Here is a 14485-nt window from a genome sequence, read left to right as displayed (position 1 = left end):
TAATAAATATTGTTTCTATTAATTTTAATGGTTAATTTAATAGTTTATAGAGTGTTATGAGATTGGTGTAAGAGGCAAAGTCGGCAATCTGTATTTTTCTAATACTTTATACAATATAAGTAATTCTCCTAAATTTAAGAACAAGCGGGGTAGCAAATAAAGGTATTTCCAGTGTAAATCGTCGTGAAGTCCGGAAAACAAAAATGCCATATCTGCCAACACAACTAACAACACACCTATCCCAACTTGATGCAAAATTTTATCTTTAAAGTTGGAGCCATAAATAATCATTATGTAAAGGATTAGTAAGGATATGACAACGTTTGGTTGGAGCTTATCTAGACTTTCAAAAGTGCTAAGAAACAAACAAAATATAAAGCTTCCAAAAGCAAGATTTAGAATATTTTTTAATCTACTGTTAGAAATAAAATTTGAGCCAAGAGTAACAAATATTACAGACCATAGCACCCTTTGACTCATTACGAAAACCATATCTACTGCCACCGTATCACTAAAAGGAGAAAGATAATTGATAAATTCGTTGGCTATGTCTAACAACTGGATGCAGAAAACACAAATTATAACTGTATCTTTAAATGAAATGTATTTCTTAAAAATGATATAAAATAGAATCAATAGATGACAACTTTGGTTAATTATCTTCCCAAGAATCATATCTGAATATGTTAATGGTCCGTCTTCCAAAAAGATACTAAAGAAAAATATATTTGATATGATTAAAATAGCTAAATACAATCCCAGAAATCTATTCGACATTTCAAAAAATGGTTAATTAACGTTTTCAAGCTTAAAATTCTTTTAATGGATGGACTTGGAGTGTTTTTAAGAATTTAGTGCAACTGAAAATTTGTGCAATAATTACAATTTTAACTCCTTTCCTTCAAATAAATTTAATCTTTTATTTATACAAAGCGGGATTTCATCTTCATAATGAGTAACAAATAACAGCGTTTTATTTTGATGAATCGCAATTTCATTGAGAATAGTTCTAAAAAACACCATTTGGTTATAATCTAAGCCTTGGCATGGTTCATCGAGAATGAGCAATGCAGGGTTTTTTACCAATGCCCTAGCCAAAAACACCAGCCTTTGCTGTCCAAAAGACAATTGATTGAGTTTTCTGTCTTTTACCTCAAAGAGATTAACCAAATCTAAGTATAGTTCGGTTAACTCCAACTGCTGTTCGGTGAGTTTTTGAAACAAGCCTGCTGAATCAAAAAATCCCGAAGCTACGACTTTCCAAACCGTGCTGTTTTTGTTGAAATAAAGATGAAGCTCGGGCGACACAAAGCCCATCTTTTGCTTTAGATCCCAAATACTCTCTCCGCTGCCTCGTTTTTTATCAAAAAGATATAATTGGTTTTGGTAGCATTGTGGATTGTCTCCAGTAATGAGTGATAAAAGCGAGCTTTTGCCAGAACCATTCGGCCCCATCAGTGCCCATTTTTCTCCTTTCTTAACTTCCCAGTTAATACCTTGCAGTACCAGTTTGTTGCCATATCTTACATGCCCGTCATTGATTTTTATAGCCGTTTCGAAACTGCTAAATTGAGGAATAGATAAATTTTCTATTTTTTTCAAAATTTCAGTGCCTATGCTATAATTTATTGCTGCCTTCGGGATAAATTCTGCTAGTTTACCGAAAAATGAAAGTTTGCCTTTTTCAAGGAATACTACTTTTTCAAACTTTTCAGGAATGTCATGAGCATTGGCAATCAATATAATTTGTGTTTCTGTAAAATCGGATAATAACAACTTCAACTCCCCTCTGCTTTTAATGTCTAAGCCTGTAAACGGGTTGTCTAAAAGCAAAATGTCGGGTTTCTTCAAAAGGGCATTTGCTATTAATGTCCTGCGAGTTTCTCCATTCGATAGAGAGGTGATTTTTTGGTGAACTAGGTGTTCTAATTTTAGCTTTTGTACAATTACTCCTAGCCAATCCTCCGAATACAGGGGAGGCTTAATTTCTACTGAGTTCTCATTTATAGTTCCGACTGGAATGACCTGATTTTGCAAAACTTCATAAACCGTTGGCCCCAATTCTGCGTCTTGAGAGTTGAATCTTTGTTGATAATATTGATAAACTGGCCCAACCAATCGATGAAAACTATAGTCTCTATTTACACTTACTATTTTCTTTGTTTTGTCTTTTTCTATTTTGCCTTTGGTTGGAAAAACAGAACCAGCTATTGCATCTAAAAATGTACTTTTCCCTGAGCCGCTTTCGCCTAAAACCACTACATTTTCGTTGTTTTTAAGTTGAAAATTGAAGTCTGAAAGAATGGTAAAGTTGTTTTTAGAAATTTCGACATTTTTGAAAACGATAGACATGGTTTATAGTTTTTCGAGGCAAATTAAGAGATTTTTCAATTTTTTCTTTCTCGATGAAGCTTTAAAATTGCTTTAAAGCTACATTTGTTCAATTTTTATCAAGCGAATAACAAGAAATGAAGCATTTTATAAACCTCAATGACGTTTCAGACGTAGCCGAACTCGTAAAAGTAGGTCTAGAACAAAAAGCCAATCCATTTGCCAATAAACATTTGGGATTGAATAAAACAATAGGGCTTTTGTTTTTCAACTCCAGCCTGCGTACCCGAATTTCAACTCAAAAAGCAGCTCTGAATTTAGGAATGAATGTGATAGTGATGAATGTAGGCTCAGATTCGTGGCAGCTGGAGTTTGAAGATGGTGTTGTAATGGATCAAGGCAAAGCAGAGCATATCAAGGAAGCAGCGGCAGTTTTGGGTCAATATTGTGACATTATAGCCGTAAGAGCCTTTGCCGAACTTAAAGATAGAGACGAAGACTATAAAGAAACCGTTCTAGAGAGTTTTAGGAAATATGCAGGTGTTCCTATTGTAAACTTAGAATCAGCCACTCGCCACCCTTGCCAATCTTTGGCCGATTTGATTACTATTGAAGAACTGAAAACCGTAGAAAAACCGAAAGTTGTTCTTACTTGGGCACCGCATTTTAAGCCACTTCCGCAAGCTGTTGGCAATTCGTTTGCCGAATGGGTACTCATGACTGATTATGAATTCGTAATTGCCAATCCAGAAGGCTATGATTTATCTCCAGAAATTAGAAAGAATGCCAAAGTGGTTCATTCTCAAGAAGAAGCATTTGCTGGAGCAGATTTTATTTATGCCAAAAACTGGTCGTCCTATGAGCAATACGGGCAAGTACTCACACAAGATCCTTCTTGGAAAATTACCCCAGAAAAAATGGCTCTGACCAACCAAGCCAAGTTTATGCACTGTTTGCCAGTAAGGCGTGGCCTGAAAGTAGCAGACGAAGTTTTGGATGCTGATTATGCTGCGGTTATCCAACAAGCAGGAAACCGTGTTTGGTCTGTGCAGGCGGTTATTAAGCAGATTTTGGAGGAGACGTTGTAATTTTTTTAACATTAAGGTAGCAGCAGAGTTGGCAACTTTTAAAAAGTTGTCAACTCTATCTGACAGAGTTTCCGAAGGGTTTTGCTTGATTTCAAAATCACAATTTTCTTCCCTCATAATGTCGTAATCTGCCGAATTGGTAGCAGAATTTTTTATATTTGTTCTTTATTCAACCTAATTTAATACAATGTCAAAGAAAGGAAAAATTCTTATTATCACTGGCGATGCTGGCGAAGGTTACGAATGTTTGTATGGCAAACACCGCTTTGAAGAAGCTGGTTATGAGTCTGTTATTGCCGCACCAAGTGTAAAAAGGCTCAATTTGGTTATTCATGATTTTGAACCTGGCTGGGATACTTATGTTGAAAAACCAGGATACATGGTGGAGTCAGACATTGCGTTTGATGACGTAAAAGAGGAAGAATATTTGGCCGTTTTGATTTTAGGTGGAAGAGCACCCGAGTTTTTACGCCATAATGATAAAGTGATAGAAATTGTAAGAGCATTTGACAAAGCCGACAAATTCATCTTCTCTATTTGCCACGGAATTCAGATTCTCACTGCAGCTGGTTTGGTTAAAAATAAAACCGTTACTTGTTACGAAAACGTAAGATTTGAAGTAGAAGCCTGTGGAGGAAATTTTATTGGAAAGAACGAAGCCGTAAGAGACGGAAGATACGTTTCAGGCCAAACATGGCAATCGCATCCTGATTTTTATAGAATGGTTTTTGAGTGCTTGGGGGAGGGGTAAATTGAATCAGTAATTCGGTCTGGAGACCGATGGTCACTCGTGCTTAGTCTTCAGACTAAGCACAGCTAGATTATAACATATTTAAATAAACAAATTCAGAAACAATTGCTATAATAAAGTACAGCAATGTTTTTTTTGTTAGAATATTATTCAATTTATTTATTTCACTATCTTCTACAAATAATTCAAAAACGCAGATGCTAATAATCGCTCTGAATATGTTACCCCTAAAATAGGATAACTTCATTTTTAGATATTTAAAATAAAGGTAACAGAATGGAAAAAAATATATAAATTGAATAACCTTGTAAATTAGTTTGATATTCATTCTTTTTAATTCTTCATTGGATTACGCTAGAAATATAGCATCCGATATTACAAATCGCCTCACTTTCCAACCACAACCGCAGGATTTCCAAAAACAGTTGCTCCTTCTTTTACATCTTCAATGACTACAGAACCGGCACCTACTCGTGCGTTTTTACAGATTTTTATACCTGAAACCACTATGGCTCCACTGCCAATGAAGGCTCCGTTTTCAATAGTAACTTCTGCATTAATTATGGCACCGTTGCCTATTTCTACAAATTCGCCTATTTCAGCTTGGGTGTCAACTACTGCATTTGAGAGAATTATCGTGTGATTTCCTATTTTTGCCCCTTGATTTACCACAGCTCCCCCTGCTATCAAAATTCCATGTCCAAGCTCAGCGTCTTCAGAAACTATTGCTTTTCCGTGTATGGCATTCACGGGCATGGTTTTTCTTCTTTCCAAAAGCATTTTTACTACTTTCTCTTTGTGGGTTTTGTTTTCTAAAGCCACAAATGCCTCTGTTTTGTTACCAATAATTTTTAAAAAGCCATCGTCCATCGGGTCGCCAAGCACCACAACTTCTGAAATCTCAGTGTTATGTTTCTTCTTGTCATCGTCCAAAAAGCCATAAACCAACACATCGTTGCTACTGAATATGTCCAAAGCCAAACGGCCTAATGTACCAGCACCAAATATTACAACAGGATTTTTCATCAATTTCAATTTTTATGCAAAACTAATCATCAAGTCTTATGATATAGATTTGAAGTGGTAATAATTACTATTTATTTTTTAGAAAGTCTTTGTAAATTTTTCGTTGTTTTTTGAAAGAATCAGAGGCAAAATCAAACAAAATATTGAATGCAAAAGGAATTTGATCGGACAAAACGCCTCCATATATGGCCAAGTCGAACTCTTTAAGGGCATCTTCTAAACGCTCGTTTTTAAGGGTTTTGCTTATTTCAGAGGTGGTCATGGTTGAGTAGGGTTTTTTCAATAACCACTCCAAATAGTTTTTCCAGATGATCAGACCACTGCTTATGTTGGCAAAGTTCTTTGGACTTTTGCTGAGTTTTTTGAATGCCGCAGAAAACTTTTGGTGTTTTTGTCCAAACTGCCAAATGCGAACATTCCGAACGAGAAATTTTCCAAACAAAGCCCAAAAAACGGCGAAAGAAATAAGGAGTAGGACTAAATAATATAGCAACTTTGGAAAATTGAAATCTAACGGTACGGTAAAATACCCCGTAGATTTTTTAATAATGTGATTTCTAATGTCAGTAGTATCTAATAGTGAATTCAGTTTTATACTGGCCGTATCCGAAAAAATGGTTTTCTTAGAACGCAACACTTGAATAGGTAACGACAAAGAATAAGTGCTATCCACACTAAACGTTATGAGTTTGTATACCACACTGTCTAGGCTTTTCCCATTTTGTGTTTTCGTTGGAAAAAATTCTACATCTAAAAACTCAAAAGGCTTATAGTTATAGGAGGAGTCTGGAAATAGCAAATCAGTTTTGCCGTTGTGCAAATAAGTCAAAGAGAAAAAAACAGGTTTTCCGATAAACAGTGAATCGTTGCTAAAGTAAGCCTTGGGCTTTTGAGCAAACCCGAAAGCATATAGGAAAACAAATAAGGAGCTTAAATAGATTCTCATTTTCTATACCTAAAAAGTTGAATTAGACTATTAACATAATTAGCCCCCGACTCTATTGATAGATAATTAGCCTTGTTTTGTTTACAAAGCTTTTCAAGTTCGCTACTGTTTTCTTCAAAAATATCCCTCATTTCACGCTTAAAAAATCTGGAACTTGTATTTATCCAAGTTGTTTTTCCTGCTTCTTTGTCATACACTGGAACAATGCCCAAGCTAGGCAAATTCACTTCTCTTTTGTCGTAAATATGCAGAACTACCAAATCGTGCTTTCTTGCAAGAGCTTTTAGGTTGTGAGAGTAGTCTTTATCAAGAAAATCAGAAATGAGGATAATCACACTCTTTCTTTTCAGAATATTTAGAGCAAAAGCTATGGCTTCTTGTAGATTGGTCTTTAAGGAAAGTGGCTCCAGCCTAAACATTTTAGAAATGATGTTGTAGGCCTGTTTCATGCCTGACTCGGGCTTCAAGTAAAGCTCTTTTTGGTCAGAAAAACAGTACAAACCCACTTGGCTGGCTTCTTTTATGGCCGAAAGTGTCAATACACCACAGATTTCCTTTGCAGTGTCTATTTTCAAAGAGCCGTCTTTTCCTACATCTTGTGAACCGCTCACATCGAGCATAAAAAAAACAGTTTGTTCTTTTTCCTCTTTAAATATCTTCACATAAGCACCGTGTCCTTTGGCCGTTGCTACCCAGTCAATGGCACGGACATCGTCGCCATATTGGTAAGTTCTAAGGTCGCTAAACTCCAAACCAGTACCTTTAAAAACCGAGCTAAAGTTGCCATTCAAATGTGAATTGACAGCTTTTCTGATTTTAATTTCGTACTTATTGAGTTTATTGATTATTTCTTTCACAAGACCAAAATGCTGTTTTAACGAAATTTATGAGCTTAGATTTATCCCTTGCCCGATAATTAGTTATTTTTGTTCGTAATATCTAAAAACCATAGACATTGGGTAAACTTGGCATAAAAATAGTATTTATTTCGTTGACATGTTTTTTTTCTTGCAAGTCTTCGTCAGAAGATTTTATAGATAAAAAAACAATGGCGATAGTTTTTGCCGAATTAAAAACCGCTGAAGCGAAAGTAAGTAGATTAAATCTCAGCGGAGTAGATTCGTCTAGAGTTGCTTTTAAATACTTAGAAAAGCAGATATACAAAAAATATAAAATAGATTCAGTTCTGTATCTCAAAAGCTTTGATTTTTATGCCAAAGACAAAAAACAATTGCTTTCTATTTATGTTCAGGCCGAAAAAATCATTGAAAAAAATAAAAACAAAAATACTACCTACTGAATGAAAAATCTGGTAATCATACCTACCTATAATGAAATAGAAAACATCGAGGCCATCATCAAAGCGGTTTTTAATCTGCCCGTCTGGTTTGATGTTTTGATAGTAGACGATGGTTCGCCAGATGGTACGGCTCAAAAAGTTAAAGAACTTCAGCATCAGTTTCCTTCACAACTTCATTTAGAAGAACGAAAAGGAAAACAAGGACTCGGAACTGCCTATATTCACGGTTTTAAATGGGCTTTGGCCAAGGGATTTCAATATATTTATGAAATGGATGCGGATTTTTCCCATAATCCGGCAGATTTGGTAAAACTATACAAAGCGTGTTCTGAAGAAGGAAATGATGTGGCTATTGGCTCCAGATATATAAATGGTGTAAACGTAGTCAACTGGCCAATTGGCAGAGTTTTGATGTCTTACGGTGCAGGGATTTATGTAAGATTTCTAACAGGCATGCCCATCATGGATCCCACGGGTGGTTTTATTTGTTATTCGAGAGAGGTTTTAGAAACGATTCCGCTTGACCAAATACGTTTTGTAGGTTATGCCTTTCAGATAGAAATGAAGTTTAATGCCTATCTCTTCAAATTTAAAATAAAAGAAGTGCCTATCATTTTTACTGATAGGACACTCGGACAATCTAAAATGTCAACCAAAATCTTCCAAGAAGCTGTTTTTGGTGTGGTTATGATGAAAATCTGGAGCTTGTTTAAGAATTTTAAAAGATAAAAACCCTTACTTTTTAGCCTTCAAAGCATCTAATTGATCTTGTCTTACCGTTGGATATTTTATCCCCAATTGCTCCAAATAAGTGTTGTATTTACTCGGATCATAGTGATACTTTTTCAGCTCAGGATTGAAAGTTTGCATTATGCTGGTATTCAACTGAATAGCTGGCTTGTCATCTTTCGAAATCAATGGCGTATATTTTTGCTCCTTGGTTTGGGTATTGTTGTAATATTCCCAAGCATCTTTAAGAATTTGCGGTTTGTAAAGCAAATCCAAAATCGTCATGGCTTCTACTTTAGCACCTGCTGTACAACCTTTATGGGCTATTGGGGTCGCCATCGTGATGGCGTTTGCCCAGTGGTGACCAGGCATTCCAGGCATATTGGAAGGATATCTAAGTACAATGGTGGGCAATGACCATGAAATGTCGGCAATGTCATCAGAACCACCTTGTCTAATTACAAGGGGCGAATACACTGGCTCAGAAACAGAATCCAGTTCCATAGCCAAACCATTCACTTCAGGAGATTTTAGTTCTATTTGTGATGCTTTTGCAAGCAATTGGTCCTCTTCCGACCATTTTGGTAAACCCACTTTCTTGATATTTTGATAAGCTGTAGCAGCCAATGCTTTATTGAAATGCCCCGGCCAAGCACTACCTAATATTTCGTAAGTGAATTTTGTATCCGTCATAAGAGCAGCACCTTCGGCTATTTTTATCCCGTTATCAAATAAATTCTTAATTTTAGGATAAGTTCTTTCTCTGAAATAATACCAAACGGTAGCTTTTGATGGAACCACATTGGGCTGGTCGCCACCATCGGAAATTACATAGTGAGACCTTTGGGTGGTTTCTAGATGTTCTCTTTTGAAGTTCCAGCCAATATTCATTAACTCTACGGCATCCAAAGCACTTTTGCCTCTCCAAGGTGCTCCTGCAGCATGTGCAGCGGCACCTTCAAAATGAAATTTAACAGAAACCAAACCTGTATTTCCAGCATCGCCCCACGAAACGCCCAGATTATTGGCCACATGCGTAAAAATACAAGCGTCCACGTCTTTGAAATAGCCTTCTCTTACAAAAATCGCTTTCGTACCCACTTGTTCTTCAGCCACACCCGGCCAAAGCATAAGTGTACCTGGTATTTTTTCTCTTTCCATAATTTCTTTCAATGCCAAAGCAGCTGTAATATTAAGGGCTTGGCCAGAATTATGGCCTTCTCCGTGTCCAGGAGCACCTTCCACAATGGGGTCTTTGTATGCTACACCGGGTTTTTGAGATGCTTTCGGAATGCAATCCACATCAGAGCCAATGGCTATCACAGGTTTGCCGCTTCCCCATTTTGCTATCCAAGCAGTCGGAATGTTCGCAATGCCTTTTTCTACTGTAAATCCTTTCTTTTCCAATAGTTCTGTTAGATATTTCGAAGTTTCATATTCCTGAAAGCCCAATTCGCTAAAACTGAAAAGCATGTCGTTTATTTCCTGAGTGAGTTTTTGATTATTGTCTATTTTGGCAATAACTTCTTGTTTCAGAAGCTCCAGTTTATCGGGTTCTGCAGGTTTCTTTTTAGTGTTTTTTTGAGAATGGGCATGATTTGTCAAAATCATGATTAAAAGAATGAATAGAAGGTTTTTTTCATAGTTTGAGAGGTTTTTTTCTAATCCAAATATATCCAAATTTTGTTTTTAAAGCATACTTTGGTTACCTTTATTTTATTAAACCTCTTCATCAATCTCTAATATATGAAAATTAAAATTGCCTTATTTCTATTGTTGATTCCTTCTTTTGTTTTTTCGCAAATTGGTCTCGATTATTACCTGCCTAAAAATGTAACTTACAACAGCAAAATACCTACACCAAAATCCTTTTTAGGCTATGAAGTAGGTGAGCAACATGTAAGCCCATATGAAATTTATGCTTATTACAGAGAAGTGTCTAAATATTCGGATAGAATAAAACTTGAAACTTATGCCCGTTCCTTCGAAAACAGGGAATTAATGCTAGCCACTGTTTCTTCTCCTAAAAACTTAGCGAATATTGACCAAATAAGAGCAGAACACCTGAAGTTGGCAAATTCAGAAGTTTCGAAAAGCTTAAAGCCCGAGCAAATGCCAATTGTAGTTTGGATGGGTTATTCGGTTCACGGAAATGAGGCTTCTGGTTTGAATTCTTCCTTATTGACGATTTATTATCTCGCGGCAGCCCAAGGAGCGGAGATAGATGCTTTATTAAATGAAAGTATAATTTTAGTGGACCCCAGTATAAATCCTGACGGTGCAACGAGGTTTTCGACTTGGGTAAACCAAAACAAAAGCCAAAGCTTGGTTTCGGATGCCAATTCAAGAGAGTTTAGAGAAACTTGGCCTGGAGGACGTACCAACCACTATTGGTTTGATATGAACCGCGACTGGCTTTATCAGCAATTGCCAGAAAGCAAAGGACGTTTGGTTAAATATTACGATTGGTTGCCCAACGTTTTGACTGATCACCACGAAATGGGAAGCAATTCTACATTTTTCTTTCAGCCAGGCATTCCTGCACGTACACACCCGATGACACCAGTCAAAAACATCGAACTTACAAGCAAAATTGGACAGTTTCATGCCGCAGGATTGGATAGTATTGGCTCTTATTATTATACCAAAGAAAACTATGATGACTTCTATTATGGAAAAGGCTCAACACTTCCAGATGTGAATGGAGCCATCGGCATTTTGTTCGAACAAGCGTCATCTCGTGGTCATTTGCAAGAAAGCGTTAACGGTATCTTGAGTTTTCCTTTTACGGTTAGAAACCAGTTTTCAGCTACACTTTCTACTTTGAAAGCCTCCAAAAACATGAGAAATGAGTTGTTGACTTACATGAGAGATTTTTATGCAGAAAAATCTACAGATGAGATAAAAGCCTTTGTTTTCGGTGGAGGAAACGACCCAGTTAGAACTTGGGAAATGGTAAATGTGATGCTTAGAAACAAAATTGAAGTGTATAAACTATCTAAAAATGAAACTTTAGGTAGTTCACAATTTTCAAGCTCGGACTCCTACGTTGTCCCGATGAGTCAACCCAAACACAGGTTGGTGAAGTCCCTTTTTGAAAAAAGAACCACATTTGCTGATAGTGCTTTTTACGATATTTCGGCTTGGACACTACCGCTTTGCATGAACGTACCTTTCGCAGACTCAAAAACTGCCATTTCTTTAGGGCAAAGACTCTCTGAAATTAATTTCCCGCTCGGAAAAGTTGTTGGAAATAGTACATATTCTTATTTATTTGAATGGGATGGTTATTTTGCAGCAAGAACGGCTTATGAATTGCTCAATAAAGGTTACAAACTTAAATATGCCACCGAGCCGTTTGAAGCTATAGTTGAAGGAAAGAATAAAACGTTTTCTTATGGCACAATTCAGATTTTATGTGATGGAAATGATCCCCAAGCATATTTAGAAGAATTGGCGAAACGTGATGGAACTGTTTTTTATGGACAAAAAACGGGCCTTACCCAAAGTGGAATAAACCTCGGCAGTGAGAAGTTTAGAAGAATGGAAAAGCCACAAGCACTCATGATAGTGGGTGATGGTGTTGATTATAACGATGCGGGCGAAGTTTGGCATTTATTGGATCAAAGGGTAAGTATTCCGCTTAGTCACATGGATATTGCTTCAGTAAATCGTGCAGATTTGACCAAATACACACACATCATCATCAATCAAGGTAGATATGCCGACCTTTCAGATGAAAAAATTAAGGGATTTTTGGCAAAAGGAGGTACGGTCGTTGCTTTAGGAGATGCGGCTTCTTGGTTATCACAAAAGAAGATTGGTACGGTGGGCATAAAACCAGAAGCATCAAATGACGGAAAAGCGAAAAGGCCATTTGTGGCAAAAAGTGGATTCGATGGAGCTTTGGTAACAAGTGGTGCTATTTTAGAAGCAAAGCTGGATCCTAGTCACCCGCTTTGTTATGGATACAAGCAGAGCACTTTGCCGATTTTCAAGGTGAATAATGTAACTTTTGAAGAAACGGGGAATCCATACAATACGCCTTTGATGTTTACAGATAAGCCTCTTTTGGCGGGTTATGTTCATGCAAAAAACTTGGAGAGATTTAAGAATAGCCCGGCCATTATAGCCCAAACGCTGGGTCAAGGTAAAATCGTGAGCATTTCTGATAACCCAAATTTCAGAGCATTTTGGTATGGAACAAACAAACTGTTTTTGAATTCTTTATTTTTTAGTAGTGGTATTTCTGCTGGTAGATTTGAGGAAGAAGAAGATTAAAATGACGCGTAACCTTATAAAATGAGTAATCAAACCATTGTCATCATCGTTTTGGTGTATTTGGGAATAAACATATTGGTTTATTTCATTCAGGAATTTTTCATATTTAAGCCCGAAAAACTCTCAGAGGACTTCGAGTTTAAATATGAATTTCCGTTTGAAGAGCTCAATTTTGCGATTTCCGAAAAGGAAAAAATCAACGGACTTCGTTTTTTTACAGAAGAAAAAGAAAAAAGAGGAGTGGTGATTTATTTCCACGGAAATACACGAAGTATAAAAGGTTGGGCAAAATATTCTAGGGATTTTACCAATCATGGTTATGATGTGATTATGATCGATTATCGGGGTTTTGGAAAAAGTAAAGGAAAGCGTTCGGAATCCGCAATGAAAAAAGACGCTCAGCATGTGTATAACAAAATGAAATTTGAGCTAAAATATCCTGAAAATAAAGTTATCATCTACGGAAGGTCTTTGGGTTCTGGCTTTGCTGCAAAATTGGCCTCGTCAAATCGGCCAAAAATGTTGATTCTTGATGCTCCTTATTATAGTTTATCCCAACTTACGAATAGATTTCTCCCGTTTTTGCCTGTTTCTATACTTTTGAGATTTAAAGTCAGAACCGATCAATGGCTCAAGTATTGTCGCTGCCCAATTTTCATCATTCATGGCACTAAGGATAGTCTAATACCCATGAGTTCAAGCGTGCGATTGGCAAAAACAGCCCCTTTGAACACGCATTTAGTCCCTATTTATGGCGGAGGGCATAACGATTTACCTTCATTTCCTGAATATCATAGGGCTTTGAAGGATATTTTATTAGACCAATATGATCATTTTGATAAGCAAATATTCGGGGACATGGGGTTTAATGCTTAATAGAAAATGATTTTTTTATTGAGAAAAGTAAGTAAGCTATTATTTTCGCAAAAAATATTTATAAATTAAGCACAGCGAAGAACCTAAGACAATTTTGAAATCCAAATTTCTCTGCGTCCTAGCGTCTTAGCGGTAAAAATTATCTCAAATGGAAATCCTAAAAGAAGATTTAATAGCATTTATCAAGAATGCACTACACGAAGATATTAGAGAAGGAGATCACACCTCTAACTCCACAGTGCCAGAAAACGCCCAAGGAAAGGCTCGTTTGTTGGTAAAAGACAATGGAATAGTGGCTGGCGTAGAATTGGCCGAGCTAATTTTCAAAACTGTTGACCCTGATCTGAAGGTCGAGGTTTTAATCAAAGATGGCGAGCCGATAGAATATGGCCAAATAGTATTGTATGTGGAAGGGAAAGATCGCTCGATTTTGACTGCTGAAAGACTCGTACTCAACTGCATGCAACGCATGAGCGGCATAGCTACCGTAACTCAGGAAATAGTAAAAAAACTGGAAGGGACTAAATGCAAAGTATTGGACACCAGAAAAACCACTCCTGGCTTTAGGCTTTTAGAAAAATGGGCGGTTAAAATTGGGGGAGGAGTAAACCATCGTTTTGGCTTGTTCGATATGATTTTAATCAAAGACAACCATGTGGATTATGCTGGAGGTATAAAAAATGCCTTGTTTGCGGCTCAAAAATATTTAAAAGATAAGAATCTGGATTTGCCAATAGAGATAGAAGTTAGAAATCTTACTGAACTACAAGAAGCATTGGAAGTTGGTGGGGTTGTACGAATTATGCTGGACAATTTTGACTATGAAAAAACCAAGGAAGCCATCAAAATTATAGACGGGAGGTTTCCCATAGAATCATCAGGAAATATAAATCCTCAAACTGTTCGAGCTTATGCAGATTGTGGTGTAGATTATGTTTCCATGGGCTATTTGACGCACTCTGCTAAGAGCCTAGATTTGAGTTTGAAGGCTATGAAGTAGGTCGCTTCGACTCACTTCGGCTCACTTCGGCTCCGCCTTTAGATTTGTGAAATGAAAATGTACTGAGTAATTAGGATAATTTTACGACGGTAATTTGTCCTAAGTGGGAAACAGGAGAAACCTATTCGGCTCCGTAAGAATAAACTTATACCGAGAT

At 36.8% G+C, this 14485-nt stretch carries 13 protein-coding genes; 7 read left to right on the top strand and 6 right to left on the bottom strand.

The window, feature by feature from the left end; genetic code table 11:
• Positions 1–54: 54 nt before the first annotated feature.
• Both EGI26_RS09140 and EGI26_RS09135 read right to left on the bottom strand, forming a co-directional pair.
• Positions 55–777 carry a hypothetical protein gene (locus EGI26_RS09140; RefSeq protein ID WP_255077828.1) on the bottom strand — a complete coding sequence of 241 codons (723 nt, stop codon included), beginning with the start codon at positions 775–777 and terminating at the stop codon, positions 55–57.
• A 102-nt stretch (positions 778–879) separates the two neighbouring features.
• Positions 880–2352: an ATP-binding cassette domain-containing protein gene (locus tag EGI26_RS09135; protein WP_255077827.1), complete on the bottom strand. Its 1473-nt coding sequence runs from the start codon at positions 2350–2352 to the stop codon at positions 880–882.
• Positions 2353–2468: 116 nt separating this feature from the next.
• Here EGI26_RS09135 and EGI26_RS09130 point away from each other — a divergent pair, with 116 nt between their 5' ends.
• Entirely contained in the window at positions 2469–3419 is a 951-nt protein-coding gene (locus EGI26_RS09130) for an N-acetylornithine carbamoyltransferase (protein WP_255077826.1), read from the top strand.
• Between the two features lie 187 nt (positions 3420–3606).
• Positions 3607–4170 carry a DJ-1/PfpI family protein gene (locus EGI26_RS09125; RefSeq protein ID WP_255077825.1) on the top strand — a complete coding sequence of 188 codons (564 nt, stop codon included), beginning with the start codon at positions 3607–3609 and terminating at the stop codon, positions 4168–4170.
• Positions 4171–4557: 387 nt separating this feature from the next.
• On the opposite strand, the gene EGI26_RS09120 is transcribed toward EGI26_RS09125, so the two are convergent.
• The 3 genes from EGI26_RS09120 to EGI26_RS09110 all read right to left on the bottom strand — a co-directional run bounded on the left by EGI26_RS09120 (position 4558) and on the right by EGI26_RS09110 (position 6999).
• The gene (locus EGI26_RS09120) at positions 4558–5196 is read right to left on the bottom strand and encodes a NeuD/PglB/VioB family sugar acetyltransferase (protein WP_255077824.1); all 639 of its coding nucleotides are present in this window, start codon (positions 5194–5196) and stop codon (positions 4558–4560) included.
• A gap of 67 nt (positions 5197–5263) precedes the next feature.
• Positions 5264–6142 (bottom strand): hypothetical protein, encoded by an 879-nt coding sequence (locus tag EGI26_RS09115; protein WP_255077823.1) that lies wholly within the window; start codon positions 6140–6142, stop codon positions 5264–5266.
• Positions 6139–6999, bottom strand: a complete 861-nt coding sequence (locus EGI26_RS09110; protein ID WP_255077822.1) for a DUF58 domain-containing protein — start codon at positions 6997–6999, stop codon at positions 6139–6141. The genes EGI26_RS09115 and EGI26_RS09110 overlap by 4 nt, the downstream gene beginning before the upstream one ends.
• Before the next feature lie 98 nt (positions 7000–7097).
• Between EGI26_RS09110 and EGI26_RS09105 the strand changes: the two genes are divergently transcribed.
• Both EGI26_RS09105 and EGI26_RS09100 read left to right on the top strand, forming a co-directional pair.
• Positions 7098–7442 (top strand): DUF4296 domain-containing protein, encoded by a 345-nt coding sequence (locus tag EGI26_RS09105; protein ID WP_310587952.1) that lies wholly within the window; start codon positions 7098–7100, stop codon positions 7440–7442.
• Positions 7443–8171, top strand: a complete 729-nt coding sequence (locus EGI26_RS09100) for a polyprenol monophosphomannose synthase (RefSeq protein WP_255077821.1) — start codon at positions 7443–7445, stop codon at positions 8169–8171. It begins immediately after the preceding gene.
• Between the two features lie 6 nt (positions 8172–8177).
• On the opposite strand, the gene EGI26_RS09095 is transcribed toward EGI26_RS09100, so the two are convergent.
• Entirely contained in the window at positions 8178–9782 is a 1605-nt protein-coding gene (locus EGI26_RS09095) for an amidohydrolase (RefSeq protein ID WP_255077820.1), read from the bottom strand.
• Positions 9783–9917: 135 nt separating this feature from the next.
• On the opposite strand from EGI26_RS09095, the gene EGI26_RS09090 reads away from it, so the two are divergent.
• The 3 genes from EGI26_RS09090 (at position 9918) to nadC (ending at position 14328) form a co-directional block, all read left to right on the top strand.
• The gene (locus EGI26_RS09090) at positions 9918–12452 is read left to right on the top strand and encodes a M14 metallopeptidase family protein (RefSeq protein WP_255077819.1); all 2535 of its coding nucleotides are present in this window, start codon (positions 9918–9920) and stop codon (positions 12450–12452) included.
• 21 nt (positions 12453–12473) lie between these two features.
• Positions 12474–13328, top strand: a complete 855-nt coding sequence (locus EGI26_RS09085) for an alpha/beta hydrolase (RefSeq protein ID WP_255077818.1) — start codon at positions 12474–12476, stop codon at positions 13326–13328.
• Positions 13329–13476: 148 nt separating this feature from the next.
• On the top strand, positions 13477–14328 hold the full coding sequence (gene nadC / locus EGI26_RS09080) for a carboxylating nicotinate-nucleotide diphosphorylase (RefSeq protein WP_255077817.1): 852 nt from the start codon (positions 13477–13479) through the stop codon (positions 14326–14328).
• Positions 14329–14485 lie beyond the last annotated feature (157 nt).

The sequence above is a fragment of the Lacihabitans sp. CCS-44 genome (assembly GCF_024343735.1).
Classification (GTDB): Bacteria; Bacteroidota; Bacteroidia; order Cytophagales; family Spirosomataceae; genus Leadbetterella.
This window is presented reverse-complemented; position numbering and strand designations above follow the sequence as displayed.